The sequence below is a fragment of the Mycobacterium mantenii genome, assembly GCF_010731775.1.
Lineage (GTDB): Bacteria > Actinomycetota > Actinomycetes > Mycobacteriales > Mycobacteriaceae > Mycobacterium > Mycobacterium mantenii.
In genome coordinates, this window is the sequence record NZ_AP022590.1 from 5307511 (window position 1) to 5331433 (window position 23923).

Sequence of the window (23923 nt, forward strand, 5' to 3'; positions counted from 1 at the left end):
GTTCTTGACCGACGTTTGATACCGGCCGTCAGCGCCGCCCGGTAGCCTTTATCGCGATGACGGATCCCGGAAAGAGCCCCGACCGCCACCACGGCAATCAGGGCATCACCTACGCGTCGGCCGGGGTGGACATTGAAGCCGGCGACCGCGCCGTCGAATTGTTCAAGCCGCTGGCCACGAAAGCCACGCGACCCGAGGTTCGGGGCGGTTTGGGCGGATTCGCCGGCTTGTTCGCGCTACGGGGCGACTACCGCGAGCCGCTGCTCGCGGCGTCCACCGACGGCGTCGGCACCAAGCTGGCGGTCGCCCAGGCGATGGACAAGCACGACACCGTCGGGCTGGACTTGGTCGCGATGGTGGTCGACGACCTCGTGGTGTGCGGCGCCGAGCCGTTGTTCCTGCAGGATTACATCGCGGTGGGCCGGACGGTGCCGGAACGCCTGAGCGCCATCGTCAGTGGCATCGCCGAGGGATGCGTGCGGGCCGGCTGCGCGCTGCTGGGCGGAGAGACGGCCGAACACCCCGGTCTGATGGAACCGGACCACTACGACATTTCGGCCACCGGTATCGGTGTCGTCGAGGCCGACGACGTGTTGGGGCCCGACCGTGTCAAACCCGGCGACGTCATCATCGCGATGGGCTCGTCCGGTCTGCATTCCAACGGCTATTCGTTGGCGCGCACGGTGCTGCTCGAGATCGACCGGATGAATCTCGCGGGCTACGTGGAGGAGTTCGGCCGCACCCTGGGCGAAGAGCTGCTCGAACCCACCCGCATCTACGCCAAGGACTGCCTGGCGCTCGCGGCCGAAACCCACGTCCGCACCTTCTGCCACGTCACCGGCGGCGGACTGGCCGGCAATCTGCAGCGCGTCATCCCGCACGGGCTGGTCGCCGAGATGGACCGCGGCACTTGGACGCCCGCGCCGGTGTTCGCCATGATCGCCCAACGCGGCCGGGTGACGCGGGAGGAGATGGAGAAGACGTTCAACATGGGCGTCGGGATGATCGCCATCGTGGCTCCCGAGGACACCGACCGCGCCTTGGCCATCCTGACCGCACGGCATCTGGACTGCTGGGTACTGGGCACCGTCGGCAAAGGCGGAAAAGAGGGCCCGCGGGCCAAGATGGCCGGTCAGCACCCGAGGTTTTAGGAAGCTCGCACTTCGGCCGAACTAACGCGGCGCCCGTGCACTACGCATCGGCGCCGGGGCGTTGGTCTAGCGACGCCAGTTGTCCTGGTTATCCCAGGCTTCGTCGGATCCGTCGCTGTCCAGGTCCGCGGATTCATCCGAATCCGACCCTGACAGCTCGCGCTGAAGCCGCTGGAAGTCGGTCTGCGGAGAACTGTATTTGAGTTCTCGAGCAACCTTGGTCTGCTTTGCCTTAGCCCGGCCGCGGCCCATGGGGGAACCCCCTCGCGCAATAACGGAGCGGCCTAACGAGTAGGCGGCTCCGATCTCCTGGTGTCATTTTGTCCTGCTGACAGTTTACCGTGCCTCGCTACTGAGCGGTGGAGCCCCCTGCTAGCTGTGGCGGACGTTACCGTTCATTATCCCGCACCGCCCCGCAACCGTTCAACAGCTAACCGTCCGGCGCCGATCTGTTCGGTGGCGGGCAGCGAATCGGCATCGATCGCCGCAGCCACCGAGGCCTCCGGGCCGGTCGCCAATTCCGTCTCGGCGGGCAGCCCACGCTTGACGAGCGCCAGCGCTATCGGCCCGAGATCCACGTGGTCGACCACCGTGCCGAGGCGGCCGACCGTGCGGCCGCCGGCCAGCACCGGCTCACCGGTCGACGGCCGGTCCACCGACCCGTCGAGATGCAGCAGCACCAGCATCCGGGGCGGTCGGCCCAAGTTGTGCACCCGTGCGACGGTCTCCTGCCCCCGGTAGCAGCCCTTGTCCAGATGGACGGCCCCGGTGCCGGGGCCACCGATCCAGCCCACTTCGTGCGGGATCGTGCGCTCATCGGTGTCGACGCCGAGGCGGGGTCGCAGGGCCGCGACGCGGTGGGCTTCGTAAGCCCACACCCCGCTGGGCCGCACACCGGCCTGCGTCAGGCGAGTCCGCCACTCGACGGCCGCGGCGCGCGGGACCAGCAGGTCCAGTTCGATCTGGCCGGCCGGGGCGCCCGGCATCCGCCGCACGAAGCCATCACCGGCGGGAACCGCGGTCAGCTCGGCGGGCAGCGCATCCACCCCGAGCGCGTGCAGAACCGCCTGGTCGGCCAGCTTCGGGCCGAGCAACGACAGCACGGCCAGGTCCGCGCCGGCCGGGGTGACCTCGGACCAGAACACCATCTTGCGCAGGTAGTCCAGGAGCGGCTGGGCCCGCCACGGTTCGGTGTCGAGGTAGGTGGTGTCGGCCAGCTCGGTCTGGATCCAGTGATCCTCGACGCGGCCCTGGCCGTCGAGGCTGAGGTTCTGCGTGCTGGCGCCGTCGGGAAGGTCACTGACGAATTGCGTCGAAATGCTGTGCAGCCAGGTCTGCCGGTCTTTCCCCGTCAAGGTGAGGACACCGCGGTGCGAGCGGTCGACCAATACCGCCTCGTTCTCCGCGGCACGCTGCTCGCCCAGCGGATCGCCGTGATGCCAGACGGCACCGGCGTCGGGACCGGTTTCGGGGGCGGGGACGGGTTGGCTCACGAGTCAACTCTACGGACCGCGCCAGTCGCTCCGCCCGCTCGCGGTCGTGAGATCGACCTCATTGGATAGGCTTCTCGACCATGGCCGGCCGGACGGGAGTGATTGTCACGCTGGACGGCGAAATACATTCGCCGGATGCGCCGCTGCTGCACGCCGACGACCTGGCGGCGGTCCGCGGCGACGGCGTCTTCGAGACGCTGTTGGTCCGCGACGGCCGGGCCTGTCTGATCGAGTCGCATCTGCAGCGGCTGACCCAGTCGTCCGCGATGACCGATCTGCCCGCGCCGGATCTGCCGCGCTGGCGAAGCGCGATCGAGGTAGCCACCCGACAGTGGTGCGCGGGCAACGCCGACGAGGGCGCGATGCGGTTGATCTACAGCCGCGGCCGCGAGGGTGGTTCGGTGCCGACGGCCTACGTCATGGTCAACCCCGTTCCCGAACGGGTGACGGCGGTCCGGCGTGGCGGGCTGGCGGCGATCACGCTCGACCGCGGGCTGCCCGCCACCGGTGTCGACGCGATGCCGTGGCTGTTGGCCGGCGCCAAGACCCTGTCGTACGCGGTCAACATGGCCGCCCTGCGCCATGCCGCCCGCCGAGACGCCGGCGACGTGATCTTCGTCAGCACGGACGGCTACATCCTGGAAGGGCCCCGCTCGACCGTGGTGATCGCCACCGCCGCCGAGACTCCGGACGGTCAGCCGTGCCTGCTGACACCGCCGCCGTGGTACCCGATCCTGCGCGGCACCACCCAGCAAGCCCTCTTCGAGGTGGCCAGGGACAAGGGGTACGACTGCGACTACCGGGCGCTGCGCGTCGCGGATCTGGATGCCGCCCAAGGTGTTTGGCTGATCTCCAGCATGACCTTGGCGGCCCGCGTGCACACACTCGACGGCCGCCCACTGCAAACGTCCCCGATGGCCGCGGAATTCGCCGAACTGATCGACGCCGCCATCGTCAGCGATCGCTGAGCGCTGAATTCTGTTGTCGGCTGGCCGATTCGCGGGTACGGTCGGCCGTACACAAGGAAGGAGGTGGTCCGCGAAATTGATAGCTTCATGGACATGTGAGGTGGCTGCGCGCTAGCAGCACCTGCTCGGAAGAGCTGGCGTCACACGTGCGCTAGCGAATTCCCCGCAGTCACCCGGCCCCCGAGCTTCCGGTTTTTGTCCAACCAGGAACACGGCTCGGGGGCCGCTCCATGTCTGGAGCGGTTACTGGTTCACCCTCGCGGCGATGTCCCCGGCGATCTTGCCGGCCTGACCGGTGCCGGCGTCCGGGCCGCACACCAACAAGTCGACGACCACGTTGGACGCCGCGTGCAGCGCGTGATGGCAGACCCGGGTTCCGTCCGCTTGGGTTCGCTGCTGGTAGATCTTCGGCGGAGCTCCGGTGACGTCACCGAATGTCCAGCCATACGACTTGCCGTTGAAGCTCATCGTGATCGACTGCCCCGCGCACGCCTTCCATTTGTCGACCGTCGCCTGCACGAACGCGGCGGCCTTCTCGGGCGACGAGAACGCCGCGACGGCTTCGTACACACGGTGCGGCGGGCTTTCGCCGGCGGTGTGCACGGCCTGCCCACTGACGGCGGTGTAGCCGTCGGCGTTCTGATAGTTCGAGCTTTCGATGGGCTCCCAGGCGTTTTTGCAGTTCGGGTTGGACAGCGTTGCCCGCAGGTTGCGCAGCTGTCCGGCCTTCTCGGAGACCACCAGGTCCTGGTCGCCGATGATGGGACCGATCTCGGCGGGCCCAAGCAGATAAGAGTCCAGCTTCGACGTATTAGATCCGTTGGTCGCCGTCGGCCCCGCGCCGGCGGCCGGCGCCGAATTCGAGCCCGCCTTGGGCGCTTTGGTCTTGCCGCCCTGCATCGCCAGCACGACGACGATCGCGATCACCGCGATCACGGCGACGGCGGTGCCGCCGATGACCAGCAGCCACTTGTTGGATCCGCCGCCCGCCGCGGGTGGGACGGGGGCCTTGGTCGACGGTCCGCCGGCCGGTGCCGCGCCAGCCGGCGCCTTCGCGACGGTTGGCGTGGACTGTGTCGACGCAGCGGCCGCCGGGCTGCCCCCCGCGTTGTTCTTGGCCTCGATTTCGGCCAGCACGTTGTCGATTTCGGTTCGGGTGCGGTACGTGACGTCGTGGCGCAGGCGCAGCATGCGCAGCAGCTGGCCGATATCGCCGCGAGCGCTGGGGTCTTCGCCGTCCTCGTCGAGGCCCGACCGGAGTTCGATGAGCAGTTGTGTCTGCTGCTGGGGGCTCAGCTCCTTTTCGGCGAGGATGTTGCCCAGCCGGGTGATGTACCCGAACGGCACCGGCGGGTCTTCGGGCAGCGGGTCGGGCAACGGCACCGGCTTGCCCTGCAGGGCGTGCACCGCGGTGACCAGTTGGATGCCGGCGTCGACGGTCGGCTCGCGGTAGTCGATGATCTGCAATGCGGCAAGGGGATTCACGCGCATGCTGTCGACGTCGCCGATGCGGACCGGAAGGATCGGCCGGTTCAGGGCCCGCGCGTAGCGCAACTCGGCTTGACTGGGTTTGGACTGCAGCCAGTTGTTCGACAGCGCGACGATGAACACGTCGCACGAGCGGATCTGCTCCAAGATCTTGTTCCACCACGATTCGCCGCCGCCGAGTTCCTGGTCGAACCAAACCTGCTGCTGTCCGCGCCGAAGGGCGCTCGTCAGGGCATCGACCGTCGCCCGGTCTTGGCTCGAGTAGCTGATGAACAGCGCCATCGAAGTCTCCTTGGTGAGATGGAGCGAACTCACTCGGGCGAAAGCCCCGGATGCGGCGGCTATTGCACGTGCGCCGATACCGTATCAGTGTTGGGCCCTATCAGAAGGCGCAAATTCACTGCCATTTGGGTTGCTGGCGGTCGAAACCTAACCGTCGGAGGCGTCGAGAACTCGGGCTTCTTCGGACGGGCGGACTTCGGCGTAGCGGCGCGCGAATTCCGCACCGGGGACCGGCCATTGCTCGCCCGCCCGCCCGCGTACCACCCAGTCGCCGTCGGCCGCGATCGTGGGTCCCTCGAGGGTGTCGATGGTCTCGCCGGGCTGGGCCGGGCGGGCTTGCACCCGTCCCTTGCGTCGCCACCGGCCATCGCCGGCGGGTTCGTAGGTGTCGCGGAAGATGTCGTCGCGCACCGACCAGAGCTTGCCGTCTTCGGTGATCGCCCAATCGCCGGCCTCGGCGCGCATGGTGTGACCCGAATCCGACGTCCACGTCCAGCCGGCGCTGCGCTGCTCCGCGCTGACCGTCCCCACCCGGGAAAAGGATTGCCACAGTGGGCGTGAGCGAAAGCCCAGCTGCCGCAGGCTCCACAAGGTGCCGGCCAGACTGCGGACCGCGGCGTTGAGCAGATCCGGGTTGGTCTCGACCGTCGACCAGTCGACCAGTTTGTCGTGGATCTTGCGCGAGTCGTCGCGCGGCGAACCGTACTTCCAGCCGTTGCGGCGGTAGTAGCGACACCAGTCCTCGTGCTCCGCTTTGGCCATGCTCATCGCCGCGTCGTCATCGAAGCCCATCAACGCCAGCTGTTGCAACGGCGCCAATCCCGCCATGTCGCGTCCGGACAGCTGAGCCGGCGGACTGCCCCAGGTATTCCAGGTATGTCCGGCAATCTGTTCCACCATCCACAGCGCGTTGCGCACCTGTCGGCGGTTGGACCCGCGGTAGAACTCGTTGAGCTCGGCCCACGGCAGTGCGGCCGCCGACCGCGGCGCCGCCGGGTCGATCGTCGAGACGTAGCGCTCGTGGATCAGCCGTGCCGCGCGCTCCCAGGCGTCCTGTACCTGGCCCTCCTGGGTGTCGAGCACCAGCGAGTAGGACTGCAGCCGGCCGACTACCCGGATCGAGTCGTCACTGATGCTGGTGTTGAGATCCGAAGCGTGGATGGGCATTTCGGGGAACCGGGCGGCAAGTCGGGCGGCCGTCGTCGCGGCGTGGGCGTCCACGAAGATCACCGCGCACGTGGCGGGGTCGGCCTCGCCGATCAACTTCAGCATGGCCGGTACGGTCGGCGCCTCCGCCACCGCGTCGATGGCCGGTCCGTCCGACATGAATCCCGCCTGCTGCCGGTAGAACTCGTGATCGGCCAGGTAATCCTCGGCGTCGCGTTCGACGAGGGTGAGCGCGGGCAACGGGACCGCGTCGGGTGGGGTGTAGAAGTCGCGCTCCAGGGCGCGCTGGGTCAGATTGGCGCACAGCGCAAGAGTCAATTGAGATGTGCCGCAGACAAATACGCGCTGCGTTCGATGAGTCGCGCCGATGGCATCGAGGAGCCTGCCGGCGGTCACCTCGTATTTGCCGACGACGTCGGCCGCCCACCGGGTGTCGGATCCGCCGAACTGCTGGGCGCGCCACGCCTGAGCTAGCCACGGGTCGTCCATGCGCACGATGAGGGGCAACCGCCGCTTGTGGGCGACCTCGGCGAGCCGGTGGCTGATCAGGTCGAGCCACAGCAGGTTGATCGCCGGGTCGGGTGCCATCAGGTAAAGACGGGAAAGGTTGCGCCACAGCCGAAGTGAAACCAGCGTGGACGGGGTGTTGAAGTCCACCAACACCACCCGGGCACCCTGCCTGCGGGCCCGTGCCACCCGGTCGTCGCTGGCGCCGGTGATGACGACCAGCGTGGTGCGGCGGTCCAGGGTCCGTGCGACCGCGCTGATCATCGATTGGGTGTCAGCGTCGACACCGACGATGGCCGTGACGGAGTCGGCCAGGTTGGCTCGCAGGCGATCCACCTGGGACCGGAACACGCCGACGACCACGCCGCCCAGTCCGGTGAAAATCGCCGCCAGCGCTGCGATCCGGGCCAGTTCGAGCCCGACCGGCGTGGGGTTGGGGCAGGTTCGCCCGCTCACCGAGAAGTCGCCGGTGCCGCCCTTGACCAGACTGGCCGTCGCCATCAGCGGGGTGAAGAAGGCCGGATGGTTGGCGTCGTGGCATCCCCAATAGGAGGTGAGGCCCAGCACCGCGCCCATGCTGACGAGCGCAGCGATCACGGTGAACGAAACCCCCACCACCCGGTGGCTGCTGTCCGAGCGGAAGGTCAGCACGCAGGCCGCGATCAGCACGGTGACCACGATCGCCAGTGTCGGCATCGATCCCGGCCGGCCGAACCAATTGAGCGACGGCGGCAGCGCGTCGAGGACCGCGGGCTGCAAATCCAGGACGGCCAGATAAAGGATCAGCAGCAGGCCGGTCGCGCTGACCGCCCGGTGCAGAAGGCGCGAGGGTGACCGCGTGGGACGCATCCGACCGACCTCCCTTCCCGGGCATATCGTCGACCATCGGACGCTCGGACGTCGAACAGTACACGCAGAAAAGTCGGCCGCGGGCCGGTTGCTAACCGGCGAACCGGGACAGCCGCGCCGATAGATGGGGGACCAGACCGCCGTCGGCGTCCACGCGCTCCTCGACGTAGGCCAGATCGCCGCCTTCGACGATGCCGTAGAGGCGTTTGGCGCCGCCGACCAGCACACCCGACCTACTGCGGGCCAGCGCATCGGTGACCAGCTCCCATGACGACTGGGTCAGAGGGCGGCCGTAGAACAGTTCGACGTAGCCCGCCGAATGTGCCAACAGCAGTTCGATCGCGTTGGATTCGCCGGGGTCGTCCGGATCGTTGACGAAGCGCCAGAAACCGCTCTCGCGCAAGCCCCGCTCTTCGTAGTCGCCCTCCTCGCTGAGCCGCCAGGAGCGGGCTTCCCAGTTCAGGTAGTCGCCGCCGTCGTGCGAGACCACGATCTGCTGGCCGAACCGGTAGTCCCCGTCATGTCCACGGCCCTCGCCTTCGCCGCGCCAGACGCCGACCAGCGGCAGCAGCGCCAGCAAGGTATCGCTCAGATCGGCGCCCTCGCGCAGGTTGGCGGTGTCGGCGGGCAAGGGCAGGTCATCGTAGGAGGGGACGTTGCGCCCGGCGGTCAGCTTGGCGCGTTCAGCGGCGGCGGCCACCGCCCGGTCGCCGGAGCTAGCGGAGCTCAATGGGTCGTCGCCGGAGTGGGTCACGACTCGTCGGTGATGAGCCGGTAGAGGGTGTACAGGGCGAACCATGAGATCACCACGACCGACACCACCAGCATGATTTCGAAGAACAACACCACGGCGACAAGTCTATTAGTCCCGCGGCGTCCCCGTCGGGGGCGGCTGGTGGGTCAGGCGATCTTGACGTCGACCTCGTGGATGCCGGCACCCGACGGCGCCACCACGGCGTCACCATTACCGGCCTTGGACAGCGCGCGCAGGGTCCAGGATCCCGGAGCTGCGAAGAACCGGAAGTCACCGGTGGCCGACGCCACCACCTCGGCGGTGAACTCGTCCGAGGAGTCCAGCAGGCGGACGAACGCGCCACCCACCGCCTGACCGTCGCCGTCCACGACGCGGCCGGTGATCACCGTTTCCTTTTCCAGGTCGACGCTGGCGGGCAACGTCACTCCTTGTTTCGGTGCAGAGCACATATCAGCTTCCCAACTCGATCGGGGCACCCACCAGGGAGCCGTATTCCGTCCAACTGCCGTCGTAGTTCTTCACATTCCGATGCCCGAGCAATTCATAAAGAACGAACCAGGTGTGCGACGAACGCTCGCCGATGCGGCAGTAGGCGATCGTTTCCTTCTTGCCGTCGAGGCCTGCGTCGGCGTAGAGCTTGGCGAGCTCGTCGTCGGACTTGAAGGTGCCATCCTCATTGGCGGCCCTGCTCCACGGCACGTTGATGGCGCCGGGGATGTGGCCGGGCCGCTGGCTCTGCTCCTGCGGCAGGTGCGCCGGCGCCAGGATCTTGCCGGAGAACTCGTCGGGGGAGCGCACGTCAACCAGGTTCTTGACGTTAATGGCCGCGATGACGTCGTCGCGGAACGCCCGGATGCTGTTGTCCGGTGCGGCGGCGGTGTACGACGTCGCCGGCCTGCTGACGGGGTCGCTGGACAGCGCGCGACCGTCGAGCTCCCACTTTTTGCGGCCGCCGTCGAGCAGCTTGACCTTGTCGTGGCCGTACAGCTTGAAATACCAGTACGCGTAGGCGGCGAACCAGTTGTTGTTCCCGCCGTAGAGGATCACGGTGTCGTCATTGGCGATACCCCGCTCGCTGAGCAGTTTCGAGAACTGCTGGGCGTCGACGAAGTCGCGTTTGACCGGGTCCTGCAGATCGGAGCGCCAGTCCAGCTTGATCGCGCCGGGGATGTGGCCGGCGTCGTAGGCGCTGGTGTCCTCGTCGACTTCGACGAAGACGACGCCCGAGGCGTCGAGATTGCTCTCAGCCCAGTCGGTGGAGACCAGGACGTCGGAGCGTGCCATGGAGTGGATCCTTTCGCTTTTGTTACAGCAGGTCAGGTGGTACGCGCGGGGCGCCGGAAACGGGCCACCAGCGGGTAGAGCTGGCAACCCAGGCAGATGCCGAAGGCCGCATTGAGAAACGCGGCCGCCAGGGCGGCCGCGGTGGCGATGACGCCGGCCAGGACGGCGCCGGCGGCGAAGCCGGCCGTTCCCAGCAGGGCGAAGATCAGGCCGACGAGTTGGGCGAACTTCAGCGGTGCGGTCGGTTCGCGATCCTGCACCGGGCCCAGCCGGGGCGCGACGACGGTTGCGAATATCCGGCCGTACGGATGCTTGCGCGGGCCACCGGCCGCGCCGATGGCGAAGATGACGGCCTGGACGACCAGGATCACCGCCGCGGCCGGCGGACTTGCCGCCGACACGACAAGGGCCAACACCAAGACTGCGGTGGTGACCCAGGCGGCGAATCGCGGTCCACGCACATCGACCAGGTCGGGCTGCGTGATGGTGTTGCTGCTTGGCAAGGTACTGCTCCTCGATGCCCCTGTTTGCTGACGGAAATGACGAATGGAGACGTGCCACGGTGTGGATCCGGGCCGCTCCGAGTGCTACGCGAAAGCGCGGCTACTCAGCAGCAACAGCAACAACAACAGCCCGCGGTGCGGCACAGGTCAACTGCGCGGCGCTGGGTGAGCATGGGCTCGAGGCGGGCTGACACGTCGGTCAGCTTACCCAATGACACGGTGGTCAAGCCAACAGCGGTTTCAGCGCGGACCGCAGGTCGGCGGCGCTGGGCACTCCGGAGGTGCGGTATCGCTGCCGACCGTCGAGGTCGAAGATCAACGTGGTGGGCAGGGACAGGACCGAATACCGGCGTGCGGTCTCCGGATTGGCGTCGAGGTCGACCTCGACGTGGGCCACATCGCCCAGGTCGTCGCAGACCTGTTCGATGACCCGGCGGACCCGATCACATGGTCCGCACCAGGGGGCGCTGAAATGAACCACGGTCGGCCCGGTGTCGGAGAGCCCCAGCGCCGCGATGTCGGCGTCGGTGTCGCGGTCCGGCCGCGAATCGATTTCCCGGATGCTTCCGGAGCGACGGGTCAGCAACCACCCGGCCAGGGTTGCGGCGGCGAGCACCGCGACGGTCACGACGATGACGGTCATGACTGCTTGAACGCCTCGAGGGTCACGGTTACTCCATGGGTGATGCCCTCGATGATCACGTCGGATCCCCGCGCCCCCTCGGTGGTCGGTGCGACACCGAAGGGCAGCCGTTGGTTGGGCAGCCGTCCGCTGAAGGCGTGCAGCACGGCGTCGTGCTTGTCCGCCGGCACGGTCTGGTTGGCGGTGTCGGATCCGGTGAGGACGCCGGTCGGGGTGAAAACCAGCGTCGCCGGGTCATCCGGGGCGATCGAGAGGTCAACCGAGACGCTGACCCGGCGATCGAAGCCCGCCGATCTGGGTGTCCCGGTGAACACCAGCCCGTGGCTGTCCGAGATGCCCGATGCGGTGACGCCGCCGGTGGAGGTGTTGGTTTCCTTGGGCGGTGCCTCCACCATCAGGTCGCTGACGCCCATGAACCGGCCCAGGTGCGTCGAGTCGACGATGATCCGGCTCTCCAGCCTGCCCACCGCGAGCTTTGCATCCGGGCTGATCAGCCACGATGCCTGGGCCAGGTCCACCGCGTACATCGTGGCCTCCAGGGTGGCCCGGCCGGTCATCGCGTGGTCGACGGCGTTGGCCTTGATCTCCACCTGGCTGTAGTTGCCCCGCATCGCCTGCGGAAGGAAGGGGAAGGCCACGATGGCCACGAACGGATCGGTGCCGAGCTTGGCCGCTTTCCGGACACTTGACGACAGCCGGTATTCGGCATAGATGCTGGTCCCGTAGTCGAAACCAATCGCGCCCAGGGCCAGGACCGCAACCAGGATCGCCGTCGCGGTCACAGCAGTCAGCACCTTGCGCACCCGCACATTGTGGCCTAACGCCCAGGAGTCCGTCGCCGCCGGATCGGTCGTGGCGGGGCTCACACTGGTCTGTCTGCCACGCGAAAAAACCAGGTGACACGTTATCGTTAGGTGACCTGGTAACTAACGCTTAATGGCGTTGTGAATTTGGGAGATGGCGTTCCCCCGAGCTGGAGGGGCTAGTTGGAGCTACTACTGCTGACCTCGGAGCTTCATCCCGACCCGGTCTTGCCGTCGTTGTCCCTGCTTCCGCACACCGTCCGGACGGCGCCGCCAGAACCCGCTTCGCTGCTCGAGGCCGGAACCGCGGATGCGGTGATCGTCGACGCGCGCACCGATTTGTCGTCGGCGCGTGGCCTGTGCCGCCTGCTGAGCACGGCCGGCCGGTCGGTTCCGGTGCTGGCCGTGGTGAGCGAGGGCGGCCTGGTGGCCGTCAGCCCGGACTGGGGTCTGGACGAGATCCTGCTGCCCACCACCGGGCCCGCCGAGGTCGACGCCCGGCTGCGGCTGGTGGTCGGCCGTCGCGGCGGGCTGGCGGACCAGGAGAGTGCCGGCAAGGTGAGCCTGGGCGAGTTGGTGATCGACGAAGGCACCTACACCGCCCGGCTGCGGGGTCGCCCGCTGGATCTCACCTACAAAGAATTCGAATTGCTCAAATACCTGGCCCAGCATGCCGGGCGGGTCTTCACGCGCGCGCAGCTGCTGCACGAGGTGTGGGGGTACGACTTCTTCGGCGGCACTCGCACCGTCGACGTGCACGTTCGTCGTCTGCGGGCCAAGCTCGGTCCCGAGTACGAGGCCCTGATCGGCACGGTACGCAACGTCGGTTACAAGGCGGTGCGGCCCGCGCGCGGCCGCGCGCCGGTTGCCGAACCCGACGGCGCCGAATCCGAATCCGACGCGCAGGACGTCCAAGATCCGCTGGTCGATCCGTTGCACACGCAGTGACTTCGCTTGACTGGCGCCGGACGCTGACCGTCGAAGAGCAGCAGGGTGTACGCGAACTTATCGGTGCGGCAACCGAATTCGATGGCGTAGCCCCTGTCGGCGAACAGGTACTGCGCGAGCTCGGGCATGACCGCACCGAGCATCTGCTGATCACGAATTCCGCGTCCGGCGCCACGACGGCCACCGACGCAATCATCGGTTACCTCAATCTGAGCCCACCGCGCGACGGGGAGACCGGGATGGCCGAGCTCGTGGTACACCCGCAGGCTCGTCGGCGCGGCATCGGGTCCACACTGGCGCGCGCGGCGCTGGCCAGAACCGGTGCAGGCAACCGGTTCTGGGCGCACGGGACGCTCGAGCCGGCCCGCGCGACCGCGTCGGCGCTGGGCCTGGCCCCCGTGCGCGAACTCATGCAGATGCGACGCTCGCTGCGCGGTCTGCCCGACACCGTGCCCGCGGTGCCCGGGGTGGAAATTCGCACCTACGCGGGCACGGCCGACGACGCCGAGCTGCTGCGGGTCAACAATGCCGCGTTCGCCCACCATCCCGAACAGGGCGGCTGGACGGACGTCGAACTGGCGGATCGGCGCAACGAACCGTGGTTCGACCCTGCGGGCCTGTTTCTCGCGTTCGACGACTCCGGTGGCGATCAAGCCGGCACGCTGCTGGGCTTTCACTGGACCAAGGTGCACCTCGATCGGCCCGGCCTCGGCGAGGTGTACGTGGTGGGCGTCGACCCGTCCGCGCAGGGGCGTGGCCTCGGGCAGGCGTTGACCGCCATCGGGATCGACTGGTTGGGGCGGCGCCTGGCCGGCGCCGCCGAACCCACCGTGATGCTTTACGTGGAGTCCGACAACGTCGTCGCCGTGCGCACCTACCAGCGCTTGGGTTTTTCCACCTACAGCGTCGACACCGCATATGCGGCTGTTCCCCGGGTTAACTGACCGCGGGTACGAGGCGTATTCAACCAGGTCGTTAATCTGGTCGTGGCCACAACGACGTGGCTGTGGGCCGCGTCGGCGCATACTTTCGCCCGGACTTGGCAACCTCACAGGAGGAGAGGCCGGCGGCGCCCACATGCGTTCGCGACGCGTCAAGAAAGCGAGATCGGTGAGGCTCGACAGGCAGGGCAGGGCGCTAGCCGCCGTGGCGTTGGCAACAACACTGGGCGCCGGCACGCTGACTGCCTGCGGTAGCGACGAGAACCGCCGCGGGCCCGCGCCGCCCAGCGTCTCCGCGGCCACCGGAACGGCGGGGTGTGGCGGCAAGGACAAGCTGACGGCGGAGGGTTCCACCGCGCAGGAGAACGCGATCACGGTGTTCAACCGGGTCTGGGGCCAGTACTGCCCGGGCAAGGCTCTGGCCTACAACCCGACCGGGTCGGGCGCCGGCCGCGAGCAATTCATCGCCGGACACGTCGATTTCGCCGGCGCGGACTCCCCCTTGGTCGCGGACCAGATCGGCCCGGCCGCCAAACGCTGCGACGGGAACCCGGCGTGGGACTTGCCGCTGGTCTTCGGGCCGATCGCGATCGCCTACAACCTGCCCGGAAATCCGGCCCTGGTGCTCAACAGCGATGCCCTGGCCAAGATCTTCAGCGGCAAGATAACCCGGTGGAACGACCCGATCCTGGCGGCCCTGAACCCGGGTGCGGCGCTACCCGACACCAAGATCACCCCGATCTACCGCACCGACTCGTCGGGAACCACCGACAACGTGCAGAAGTATCTGACCGCCGCCGCGCCGCAGAGTTGGGCCAAAGGAGTCGGGACGGAATTCCAGGGGGGCGTCGGCGAGGGTGCCGAGAAGTCGGCCGGCGTCGTTCAGGCGGTGCGCGCCACCCCGGGCAGCGTGGGCTACGTCGAGAAGGGCTTCGCCGACCAGGCCGCCATGCCCTACGCGAAGATCGCGACCCGCGGGGGCGTGATTCCGCTGACCAACGACACGGCCGGAAACGCCGTAAAGGCGGCAACATTCCTCGCCGAGGGCGACGACTTGGTGCTCGACCTCAAGGCCATGTACAGCTCCGAGGAGCCGGACGTCTACCCGTTGGTGCTGGTCACCTACGAGATCGTGTGCTCCAAGGGTTACGACGCGCAGACCTCGGCGGCCATCAAATCGTTCCTCGCCGTAGCCGCTAACAACGCGCAGGGCGAGCTTTCCTCGGCCGGCTACGTGCCGCTGCCCGATAAGGTCAGGGAGCGACTGGTCAGCGCGATCAATGCGTTGCAGTAACGAATTGAATCGGGTGTCAAGGAGCGACAGCAGAACTGTGGCGGGATCCCAGTGACAACGCCGAATCCCACCGACGCGGGTTCGGGTGCGGTGGTCGCCGCGCCGTTCCCGGGGTCGCCGGCAACACCCACCAGCCCCTGGGGGCAGGGGCGACCGCATGTCGCGGACCGGATATTTCGCTGGCTCGCGCAGTCGTCGGGAGTGTTCATCGTCGTGGTGATCGCCGCGATCGCGGCCTTCCTGCTGGGCCGCGCGATACCGGCGCTGCAGCGCAATCGCGAGAACTTCTTCAGCTACGGCGGCAACTGGGTCACCACCAACACCTCGGCGATGCACTTCGGGATTGCCAGCCTGCTGCCGGTCACTGTGTTCGTGTCGCTGTTCGCGCTGACGCTGGCTATGCCGGTCGCGCTGGGCGTGGCCGTCTTCATCACCCAGTACGCACCGAGGCGGGTGGCCACACCGCTGGCGTATTCGGTCGACCTGCTGGCCGCGGTCCCGTCGATCATCTACGGGGCGTGGGGCCTGTACGTGTTGGCCCCGCAGCTGCGCCCTGTCGCCATCTGGCTCAACCGGTCCCTGGGCTGGTGTTTCCTGTTCGCCAGTGGCAACGCGTCGGCCGCTGGTGGCGGCACCATCTTCACCGGCGGGATCGTCCTGGCGGTGATGATTCTGCCAATCATCACCGCGGTCACCCGGGAGGTGTTCGTCCAGACACCGCAGGATCAGATCGAGGCCGTGCTGGCGCTCGGCGCCACCCGTTGGGAAGTTGTCAAGACCGTTACGCTGCCGTTCGGCCGGTCGGGGTATGTCAGCGGCTCGATGCTGGGGCTGGGCCGCGCCCTGGGCGAGACGGTCGCGCTTTTGATCATCTTGCGGGGCACCCAGTCGGCGTTCGGCTGGTCGCTGTTCGACGGCGGCTCGACCTTCGCTACCAAGATCGCCGGGGCCGCGGCCCAATTCAACGATCCGTACCAAGCCGGCGCGTACATCGCCGCCGGGCTGACGCTCTTCGTGGTCACCTTCGTGGTCGACGCCATGGCCCGGGGAGCCGTCGCCGGGACGGGCCGAAAGGGCGTCCGATGACGTCGATGCTGGACCGCCCACTCAAGTCGCGGACTTTCTCACCGCTCAGCCGCCGCCGCCGCGTCACGAATTGCGTTGCCACCGGACTGGTTTCGCTGTCGTTGCTTATCGCTGTGACTCCGTTGGTGATGGTGCTGTGGTCGGTGGTCGCCAAGGGATTCAAGGCGATCGCGTCGACGGTGTGGTGGTCGCACTCGCAGGCGGGGATGACGGCATTCGTGACCGGGGGCGGCGCCTACCACGCGCTGGTCGGCACCGTGCTGCAGGGACTGGTATGCGCCGTCATCTCGATCCCGCTTGGCCTCATGGTCGCGATCTATCTGGTCGAATACGGTGGCGGCACCGCGTTGGGCAGGCTGGCCTCCTTCATGGTCGACATCCTGAGCGGAGTGCCATCGATCGTGGCGGCGCTGTTCATCTATGCGCTGTGCGTGGCCACGCTGGGTCTTCCACGGTCGCAGTTCGCGGTGTCGCTGGCGCTGGTCTTGTTGATGCTGCCGGTGATCGTGCGCGCCACCGAGGAAATGCTGCGGATCGTGCCGGTGGATCTTCGCGAGGCCAGTTACGCGCTGGGCATCACCAAGTGGAAGACCATCACCCGGGTGGTCATCCCCACCGGGCTATCCGGCATCGTCACCGGGATACTGCTGGCGATGGCCAGGGTGATGGGGGAGACGGCGCCGCTGCTGATCCTCGTGGGTTATGCACAGTCGATGAACTTTGACATCTTCAGCGGCTTCATGGGCACGCTACCTGGCATGATGTTCAATCAGACGTCGGCGGGCGCAAGCCTCAACCCCATCCCGACGGACCGGTTGTGGGGTGCCGCACTAACCCTCATCCTGGTGATCGCCACCATTAACATCGCGGCCCGAGTGATAACCAGATTCCTCGGCGCCAGGAAGTCATAGGCAGGAGCACTAAGTGGCCAAACGGTTGGACCTCAAGGCCGTCAACATCTATTACGGCGCGTTTCACGCGGTCGCGGATGTGACGCTGTCGGTTCTGCCCCGCAGTGTGACGGCGTTCATCGGTCCGTCGGGTTGCGGCAAGACAACGGTGCTGCGCACGCTCAACCGGATGCACGAGGTGGTGCCCGACGGGCGCGTCGAGGGCAGCGTGCTCCTCGACGACGAAGACATCTATGGCCCAGGCGTCGACCCGGTCGGCGTCCGCCGGGCCATCGGGATGGTGTTCCAGCGCCCGAACCCGTTCCCCGCCATGTCGATTCGCGACAACGTGGTGGCCGGCCTGAAGCTGCAGGGCGTGCGCAACCGCAAGGTCCTCAACGAGACGGCAGAGTACTCGCTGCGCGGGGCAAACCTGTGGGATGAGGTCAAGGACCGGTTGGACCGGCCCGGCGGCGGACTGTCCGGCGGGCAGCAGCAGCGCCTGTGCATCGCGCGGGCCATCGCCGTGCAACCCGATGTGCTGCTCATGGACGAGCCGTGTTCCGCGCTGGACCCCATCTCGACGATGGCCATCGAAGAGCTGATCAGTGAATTGAAGCAGGACTACACCATCGTCATCGTCACCCACAACATGCAGCAGGCGGCCCGAGTCAGCGATTACACGGCGTTTTTCAACCTGGAGGCGGTCGGAAAACCGGGGCGCCTGATCGAGGTCGACGACACCGAGAAGATCTTTTCCAACCCGACTCAGAAGGCGACCGAGGACTACATTTCCGGCCGGTTCGGCTAGCGGGGGGCCGCGGGCGCGGTGTTCCCTTACTGCGAAGCGGGTTTCGCGTCTTCCTCGGGCAGTTTGCCGGTCGCCTGGAAAATGACCCGGCGGGCCACCTCGACGGCGTGGTCTGCGAAGCGCTCGTAAAACCGGCCCAGCAACGTCACGTCGACGGCGGCTGCGACGCCGTGCTTCCATTCCCGGTCCATCAGCACCGAGAACAGATGCCGGTGGAGATCGTCCATGGCGTCGTCTTCTTCGCGAATCCGGGCGGCCTTCTCCGGGTCGCGCGACAACACCACCTCTTGGGCGCTGTTGCCCAATTCGACTGCAATGCTGCCCATTTCGGCGAAGTAGCCGTTGACCTCTTCGGGCAGTGCGTGCTGGGGATGGCGCCGGCGGGCGATCTTGGCGACGTGCAGCGCCAGCGCACCCATCCGGTCGATGTCTGCCACCATCTGGATGGCACTCACTATGGCCCGCAGGTCACCGGCCACCGGTGCCTGTAATGCCAGCAGTACGAAGGCGCTTTCCTCGGCGCGCGCGCTGAGCGCGGCGATGGCTTCGTGATCGGAGATGACTTGTTCGGCTAGCACCAAGTCGGCCTGCAGCAGAGCCTGGGTGGCCCGCTCCATGGCGATTCCCGCCAAGCCGCACATCTCGCCGAGACGCTCCGACAACTCCGAGAGCTGCTCGTGGTAGGCGGTCCGCATATCGTCAAGCGTACGGTCTTCCGGGCCCGAACGGGCGGCGGAGCGCCGTCAAAAGCGGTTACTCGCAGGTGGTGTCGGCCGCGTTGGTGACGGTCAGGTCCTCGGGCAGCTTGGCTGGTGCGTTGCTCGAGCCGCGTTCTATTTGCAGGCTGATCGACGAACCGCTGGGCGAGGGAGTGGTGACCGACTTGAAGTCGGGGCCCAACACCACCTGCACGACCTGCCCGTAGCCGGAAACCCGCTGGACTTTCGCATTGGCGAACGAGGACGCGACGGTGGCGGCGGCCTCTTCGTTTCCGGGCGAGAACAGCACCGTGGTCGCGCCCACCGAACTCGGGTAGTCGTCGGGTGACATCACGTTGAAGCCGTCCCGCTTGAGCTGTGTTGTCGCGGTGGCCGCCAGACCGCTCTGGGTGGTCGCATTGGAAACCCGCACCGTCACCCCGCCGGGCGAGGTCGTCGTGACCTGCTCACGTTGCGCTTCCGGCGCCGGCGCCGGCGACTTCTTCGTGGTGGGCGCCTTCGACGGGCCCTTCGTCGGAGACGTACTCAAATTCTGTGCGTTCTGGTCGTTTTCCTCGGGCAGTGGATCATCGTTGATGACGGCATCGAACAGCGCCCGCATGTCGGCCATCCGCGGTGGCTCGTCGCCGTTCTGGTCGGTCACCCCGGTGGGCACGGTGACGAACGTGACGTGCCCGGCCGCCATGCCCTGCAACGACTGACCGAGTTGCACCAGATCCTTGGACTTCACGTTGTCGACGACGGTGTCGCTGATGAACATGTTGACGACGTTGTTGAGCTTGTTGGGGTCCAGCAGCGTGTCTTCGGAGATCAACGACCGCAGCAGTGACGACAAGAACAACTGCTGGCGTTTGATCCGGCCGTAATCGCCGTTGACCTCGGTGGTGACCTGGCGTGCCCGCACGTAGTTCAAGGCGGTGGAGCCGTCGAGGACCTGGCGTCCGCCGTGTTCGAGGACCGTTCCCAGCTCGTAGTCGTGCAGCGGCGTGCTCGAGCAGACCTCGACCCCGCCGAGCGCGTCGACCATTTTCGCGAAGCCGGAGAAGTCGACGGCGATGAAGCGGTTGATGCTCAAGCCGGACAGCTTCTGGATTTCCTTGACCAGACACTTCGGACCGCCGAACGCGAACGCCGAGTTCAGCTTGGTCTCGGTGTAGATGGTCTTCGGGCCGTACGTCTTGGTCTTCGGGTCGTAGAGGGGCCCGTACTTGCCGGTTTGTGGGTTCCACGCTTCGCATTGCATGGGGGTGATCGCCAGGTCGCGGGGGAACGACACCGCCACCACGCGTTTGCGGTTCGCCGGGATGTTGACCAGCATGACCGTGTCCGAGCGTTCTCCGTCGGCGTCGTCGGTGGTACCGGCGCCCATGTTGGCGTTGTCGCCCAAGCGCGAGTCGAGACCGACGATCAAGAAGTCCTCGTCGCCGTTCTGTCCACTCGGATCGCGGATGTCGCTGGAGTTCTGGTCCAGCGCGCTGATCGTATTCAGCCGGGCGTTTTTCGACGTGCTCCATTGCCACGCCCCGCCGGTCATGGTCAGGGCCAGCACGGCAGCCAGGGCCGCCGTCGACCGCGCGGCCACCAGCAGCGGACGGCGCCGGCGGTTGGGCTTCTCCTCACCGGTGTCGACGGAGTCGGCGGCCGGGTCGTCCGGGTCGTCGTCGTTCGGATAGTCCGCGGCCTCGAGTGCGCGAAGCTCGGCGACGGCGTCCAGGGAGTAGGCCAGGTCGTCGATCACCTGTGTTTTCTGCAGCTCGATCGGCAAGGCCTGCTGCGCCCCAGACGGCTCGACGTCCGAACGGTCGGCCTCGTACGGCTCGTCCGCCGGACCCTCGGGAGCGGCGCGATGGTGAACGGGCCGGGCGGGGGCACCGATTTTGGCGATCAGATCGGCAACGCTGAGGCCCCCGCCGGTGTGACATCCGCCCTGCTCGGGCTCTACGGGCTCTACGGGCTCGATGCGCTCGATCGGGGCCTCGGGCTGCCATCGGTGCAGGCCGTCGTCGGCGGGCGGTTCGAAGAATCGCTCCCAGGGAGCCGCGCCCAACGGCGCGGGATTCGGCGCGATCGGGTGCGCGTGCGTCCCGCCCGGGCCGTGCCGACCATTACGAGTGGCGTCGCTCTCGGCGTCACTCATGTCCTACCGGCCTCCGAAGCTCTGCTGCAGACGTCAGCGTGTCCCTGCGTAATGTCAGCGCAACGCTGCATTGTGGGCGCTGCGGCTCGTGCCAACCAGTTCTTGTCACCCCCGTGCAGCGGCACCGAACCCATCCGCTACCCGAGCGCGTGCAACAAAGCCCACATCGTACTGAGTTATCGCTCCGGACGCGATTTCGAGACGCCCGGCTCAGCCTCCGGAGTGCATGACGTCGGCGCCCGCGGGCACCGTGCAGTCGTCGGGATCGGCCAGCCACCCCTCCGGCAGCACCACCCGCGCCGGGGAACCCTGCCGGCCGCGAGGGCCGGTCGCCTCGTCCGGGAACGGCACGGCGCCGTCCAACCGGTCGAGCAGGGAATCCAGCTCGTCGAGCGTCTTGACCATCGCCAGCGCCCGGCGCAGCTCGGAACCGGCCGGAAAACCGTGCAGGTACCAGCCGACGTGCTTGCGGATGTCGCGCATGCCCTTGTCCTCGCCGAAGTGCGCGGCCAGCAGCTGCCCGTGCCGGCGGACGATGTCGGCGACCTCGCCCAGGGTGGGCGGCGTGGGCGGCGGGCCACCGGTGAATGCGGCCGACAGCTCGGCGAAAAGCCAGGGCCGCCCCAGGCAGCCGCGGCCGATGACGACTCCGTCGCATCCGGTGGTGGCCATCATCGTCAGCGCGTCGCTGGCGTCGTAGATATCGCCGTTGCCGAGCACCGGGATCGTCTGCACATGCTCTTTGAGCCGGGCGATCTCTTTCCAGTCCGCGGTGCCGGAGTAGCGCTGCGCCGCCGTCCGGGCATGCAGCGCGACGGCCGCGGCCCCCTCGGCTTCGGCGATGCGCCCGGCATCGAGGTGCGTGTGGTGCTCGTCGTCGATGCCGATGCGGAACTTGACGGTCACTGGGATCTGTGTGCCCTCGGTACCGCGCACCGCCGCGGCGACGATCTGGCCGAACAGCCGCCGTTTGTAGGGCAGCGCCGATCCGCCGCCGCGTTTGGTCACCTTGGGCACCGGGCAGCCGAAGTTCATGTCGATGTGATCGGCCAAGCCCTCGTCGGCGATCATCTTGGCGGCCGCGTAGGTGGTCGCGGGGTCCACGGTATAGAGCTGCAGCGAGCGTGGCGACTCGTCGGGCGTGAACGTGGTCATGTGCATGGTGGCCGGATGGCGCTCGACAAGCGCACGCGCCGTTACCATTTCGCAGACATACAGCCCGCTGACGGTGCCGGCCTTGGCTTGCTCCAGTTCGCGGCACAGCGTCCGGAATGCAACGTTGGTCACGCCCGCCATCGGTGCCAGAACCACCGGGCTGGCGAGCGCGATGGAACCGATGCGCACCGCTTGGTTACCGCCGGCTCATGGTCAGCGTGCCCGCGGTCAGATGCAGCTCGGCTGCGGTGGTCCTCTTGCCGGTGCGGACTTCCCGCTCGAGCTGGCGCTGCTTCGAGATCTCGAATTTCTCGCAGGTTTGCTCGAGCTCCTTGATCAGCACACCGAGGTCGTCGCGCATCGCGGCGGCGTCGCCGGTGAAGTCCTCGCGCTCGAAGATGCGCCATTTCTTCAGCACCGGCATGACCACATCGTCGAGGTGGATGCGCGGGTCGTACACGCCGCCCACGGCGATGACGACGGCCTTGCGGCGGAACTCGGGCACCTGGTAGCCGGGCATCTGGAAGTTGCGCAACACCTTGTGCAGCGATCGCATCGCCTGGTTGGGGCAGGCCTCGAAACCGGCCTCGCTGACGTCCCGGTAGAAGATCATGTGCAGGTTTTCGTCGGCCGAGATCTTGGCCAGCAGCTGGTCAGCGATGGTCTCGTTGCAGGCCTTGCCGGTGTTGCGGTGCGAAATCCGCGTCGCCAGCTCCTGGAACGTCACGTAGATGACGGAGTCGAACAGGCTCTCGGCGAACAGGTCGGCGCGAATCTGCTGGTTCTGACCCGGGCTGAATCCCCGGTTCACCACCTCGATGCGCAGCTTCTCCAGCTCGACCGGGTCGACCGCGCGGGTCACCACCAGGTAGTCGCGCAGCGCGATGCCGTGCCGGTTCTCCTCGGCGGTCCACCGGTTGACCCACTGGCCCCACGCGCCGTCCATGCCGAAGTTCATCGCGATCTCGCGGTGATACGAGGGCAGGTTGTCTTCGGTCATCAGGTTCTGCACCATCGCCACCTGGGCGAGGTCGGAGAGCTTGCTCTCCTCGGGGTGCCAGTCCTGCCCACCGAGCGCGTAGTAGTTCTTACCGTCCGACCACGGGATGTAGTCGTGCGGGTTCCAGTCCTTGTGCATGCTCTCGTGCCGGTTCAGGTATTTCTCGACGAACGGCTCGAGTTCCTGCAGCAGCTGTAGGTTTGTCAGCTCGGCTGACATAGGCCCTCCAGTATCTGTGTCGATGGGTAGCAGTCAATATATCTGTGTACTTCAGTAGCATCAAGTTCCCCGTCCGGCGCGGCAGATGACGGTTTGATGCCGGTTTCAAGCTGACACGGTCTCTACGTATAGTTGTACGACTTGCCGATGCGACGCGAAAGAAAACGCGCGTTACTGCGACTTGCCCAACTCGCCCGCCGGGACGTACGGCGCGGCCGTGATGTACAGCATGTTGACGCAGTAGTCGATGAATTGTTTGCGCGTGGCGCCCAGCTGACCGTGCAGATAGGCGGTGAACAGGCTCGACAGGCCGCCGACCAGGCTGGTGGCGATCATCTTCTGCAGTACGGCGTCGCCGATCCGGGATAGCTTGCGCTGCAACAGGTCGATGAAATTGGGCATCCATTCCGCGCCGGAGCGGGTCAGAACCGGTTCCACCGCCGGCGCCAGCAACAGCACGCGACCGCGAACCGGATCGTCGACCATCAGCTCGACGAATCGCTCGACGGCCTCCCGCGGGGTCGTCGCCGACGTCAGGGTGGTCATGGCGCGCGTGCAGACATCGTCGTAGACCGCGCGCACGAATTCGTCACGGTCGGCGAAGCTTTCGTAGAAATAGCGTTCGGTCAGTGCGGCCTCCCGGCAGACGGCGCGCACGGTCAGCGCCGGCCCGCCCGGACTGCCGAGCAACTGCACGCCGGCGCCGATGAGGTTGTCACGGCGAAGCGCGAGGCGACTCTCCAAGGGGACGCCGGTCCAGCGCCCCCGTCGTTGACCCGTCTGCACATCGCTCCTAAGCTCTAAAGTGACAACGGTTGTAGTCAAAATTCA

The 23923-nt window shown here is 67.1% G+C and carries 24 protein-coding genes; 8 read left to right on the plus strand and 16 right to left on the minus strand.

The window, feature by feature from the left end:
• Positions 1-56 precede the first annotated feature (56 nt).
• Complete coding sequence (gene purM / locus G6N50_RS24425) at positions 57-1151, plus strand: phosphoribosylformylglycinamidine cyclo-ligase (protein ID WP_083093907.1); 1095 nt, start codon at positions 57-59, stop codon at positions 1149-1151.
• 66 nt (positions 1152-1217) lie between these two features.
• Here purM and G6N50_RS24430 read toward each other — a convergent pair whose 3' ends face one another.
• Positions 1218-1403, minus strand: a complete 186-nt coding sequence (locus G6N50_RS24430) for a DUF3073 domain-containing protein (protein ID WP_082951069.1) — start codon at positions 1401-1403, stop codon at positions 1218-1220.
• Positions 1404-1549: 146 nt separating this feature from the next.
• On the minus strand, positions 1550-2644 hold the full coding sequence (gene ygfZ, locus G6N50_RS24435; RefSeq protein WP_083093905.1) for a CAF17-like 4Fe-4S cluster assembly/insertion protein YgfZ: 1095 nt from the start codon (positions 2642-2644) through the stop codon (positions 1550-1552).
• Between the two features lie 98 nt (positions 2645-2742).
• Here ygfZ and G6N50_RS24440 point away from each other — a divergent pair, with 98 nt between their 5' ends.
• Entirely contained in the window at positions 2743-3612 is an 870-nt protein-coding gene (locus tag G6N50_RS24440; protein WP_083093987.1) for an aminodeoxychorismate lyase, read from the plus strand.
• A 243-nt stretch (positions 3613-3855) separates the two neighbouring features.
• On the opposite strand, the gene G6N50_RS24445 is transcribed toward G6N50_RS24440, so the two are convergent.
• From G6N50_RS24445 to lmeA, 9 genes are all read right to left on the minus strand, one after another.
• A complete protein-coding gene (locus tag G6N50_RS24445; protein WP_142275459.1) occupies positions 3856-5382 on the minus strand; it encodes a sensor domain-containing protein in 1527 nt (508 codons plus the stop codon).
• A 147-nt stretch (positions 5383-5529) separates the two neighbouring features.
• A complete protein-coding gene (locus G6N50_RS24450) occupies positions 5530-7905 on the minus strand; it encodes a RyR domain-containing protein (protein ID WP_083093901.1) in 2376 nt (791 codons plus the stop codon).
• A 91-nt stretch (positions 7906-7996) separates the two neighbouring features.
• A complete protein-coding gene (locus G6N50_RS24455) occupies positions 7997-8659 on the minus strand; it encodes an FABP family protein (RefSeq protein WP_083093898.1) in 663 nt (220 codons plus the stop codon).
• 146 nt (positions 8660-8805) lie between these two features.
• On the minus strand, positions 8806-9108 hold the full coding sequence (locus G6N50_RS24460) for a DUF1416 domain-containing protein (protein WP_066865523.1): 303 nt from the start codon (positions 9106-9108) through the stop codon (positions 8806-8808).
• Position 9109: 1 nt separating this feature from the next.
• The gene (locus tag G6N50_RS24465) at positions 9110-9943 is read right to left on the minus strand and encodes a sulfurtransferase (RefSeq protein ID WP_083093896.1); all 834 of its coding nucleotides are present in this window, start codon (positions 9941-9943) and stop codon (positions 9110-9112) included.
• Between the two features lie 32 nt (positions 9944-9975).
• The gene (locus G6N50_RS24470) at positions 9976-10446 is read right to left on the minus strand and encodes a DUF4395 domain-containing protein (protein ID WP_083093894.1); all 471 of its coding nucleotides are present in this window, start codon (positions 10444-10446) and stop codon (positions 9976-9978) included.
• Between the two features lie 104 nt (positions 10447-10550).
• Positions 10551-10664, minus strand: coding sequence for an Ms5788A family Cys-rich leader peptide (locus tag G6N50_RS30165; protein ID WP_408632521.1), 114 nt, complete (start codon positions 10662-10664; stop codon positions 10551-10553).
• A gap of 5 nt (positions 10665-10669) precedes the next feature.
• The gene (locus G6N50_RS24475; protein WP_083093892.1) at positions 10670-11089 is read right to left on the minus strand and encodes a thioredoxin family protein; all 420 of its coding nucleotides are present in this window, start codon (positions 11087-11089) and stop codon (positions 10670-10672) included.
• The gene (gene lmeA, locus G6N50_RS24480; RefSeq protein WP_083093986.1) at positions 11086-11898 is read right to left on the minus strand and encodes a mannan chain length control protein LmeA; all 813 of its coding nucleotides are present in this window, start codon (positions 11896-11898) and stop codon (positions 11086-11088) included. Before lmeA ends, G6N50_RS24475 begins: the two co-directional genes overlap by 4 nt.
• Before the next feature lie 177 nt (positions 11899-12075).
• On the opposite strand from lmeA, the gene G6N50_RS24485 reads away from it, so the two are divergent.
• From G6N50_RS24485 to pstB, 6 genes are all read left to right on the plus strand, one after another.
• Positions 12076-12840: a winged helix-turn-helix transcriptional regulator gene (locus G6N50_RS24485; RefSeq protein ID WP_083093890.1), complete on the plus strand. Its 765-nt coding sequence runs from the start codon at positions 12076-12078 to the stop codon at positions 12838-12840.
• Positions 12837-13784: a mycothiol synthase gene (gene mshD / locus G6N50_RS24490; protein WP_083093888.1), complete on the plus strand. Its 948-nt coding sequence runs from the start codon at positions 12837-12839 to the stop codon at positions 13782-13784. The genes G6N50_RS24485 and mshD overlap by 4 nt, the downstream gene beginning before the upstream one ends.
• A gap of 166 nt (positions 13785-13950) precedes the next feature.
• Positions 13951-15075: a phosphate ABC transporter substrate-binding protein PstS gene (gene pstS, locus G6N50_RS24495; protein ID WP_083093884.1), complete on the plus strand. Its 1125-nt coding sequence runs from the start codon at positions 13951-13953 to the stop codon at positions 15073-15075.
• Between the two features lie 51 nt (positions 15076-15126).
• Complete coding sequence (gene pstC / locus G6N50_RS24500) at positions 15127-16161, plus strand: phosphate ABC transporter permease subunit PstC (RefSeq protein ID WP_083093882.1); 1035 nt, start codon at positions 15127-15129, stop codon at positions 16159-16161.
• Positions 16158-17072: a phosphate ABC transporter permease PstA gene (gene pstA, locus G6N50_RS24505; RefSeq protein ID WP_083093880.1), complete on the plus strand. Its 915-nt coding sequence runs from the start codon at positions 16158-16160 to the stop codon at positions 17070-17072. The genes pstC and pstA overlap by 4 nt, the downstream gene beginning before the upstream one ends.
• A 13-nt stretch (positions 17073-17085) precedes the next feature.
• Complete coding sequence (gene pstB, locus G6N50_RS24510) at positions 17086-17862, plus strand: phosphate ABC transporter ATP-binding protein PstB (RefSeq protein ID WP_083093878.1); 777 nt, start codon at positions 17086-17088, stop codon at positions 17860-17862.
• Positions 17863-17888: 26 nt separating this feature from the next.
• Here pstB and phoU read toward each other — a convergent pair whose 3' ends face one another.
• The 5 genes from phoU to G6N50_RS24535 form a co-directional block, all read right to left on the minus strand.
• Complete coding sequence (gene phoU / locus G6N50_RS24515) at positions 17889-18557, minus strand: phosphate signaling complex protein PhoU (protein ID WP_067829313.1); 669 nt, start codon at positions 18555-18557, stop codon at positions 17889-17891.
• Between the two features lie 58 nt (positions 18558-18615).
• Positions 18616-20718 carry an LCP family protein gene (locus G6N50_RS24520; protein WP_083093876.1) on the minus strand — a complete coding sequence of 701 codons (2103 nt, stop codon included), beginning with the start codon at positions 20716-20718 and terminating at the stop codon, positions 18616-18618.
• A 210-nt stretch (positions 20719-20928) separates the two neighbouring features.
• Positions 20929-22062 carry a tRNA dihydrouridine synthase DusB gene (gene dusB, locus G6N50_RS24525; protein WP_083093874.1) on the minus strand — a complete coding sequence of 378 codons (1134 nt, stop codon included), beginning with the start codon at positions 22060-22062 and terminating at the stop codon, positions 20929-20931.
• Positions 22063-22069: 7 nt separating this feature from the next.
• Entirely contained in the window at positions 22070-23092 is a 1023-nt protein-coding gene (locus G6N50_RS24530) for an acyl-ACP desaturase (protein WP_083093872.1), read from the minus strand.
• A 171-nt stretch (positions 23093-23263) separates the two neighbouring features.
• Positions 23264-23878 (minus strand): TetR/AcrR family transcriptional regulator, encoded by a 615-nt coding sequence (locus G6N50_RS24535; RefSeq protein ID WP_142275458.1) that lies wholly within the window; start codon positions 23876-23878, stop codon positions 23264-23266.
• Positions 23879-23923: the final 45 nt, after the last annotated feature.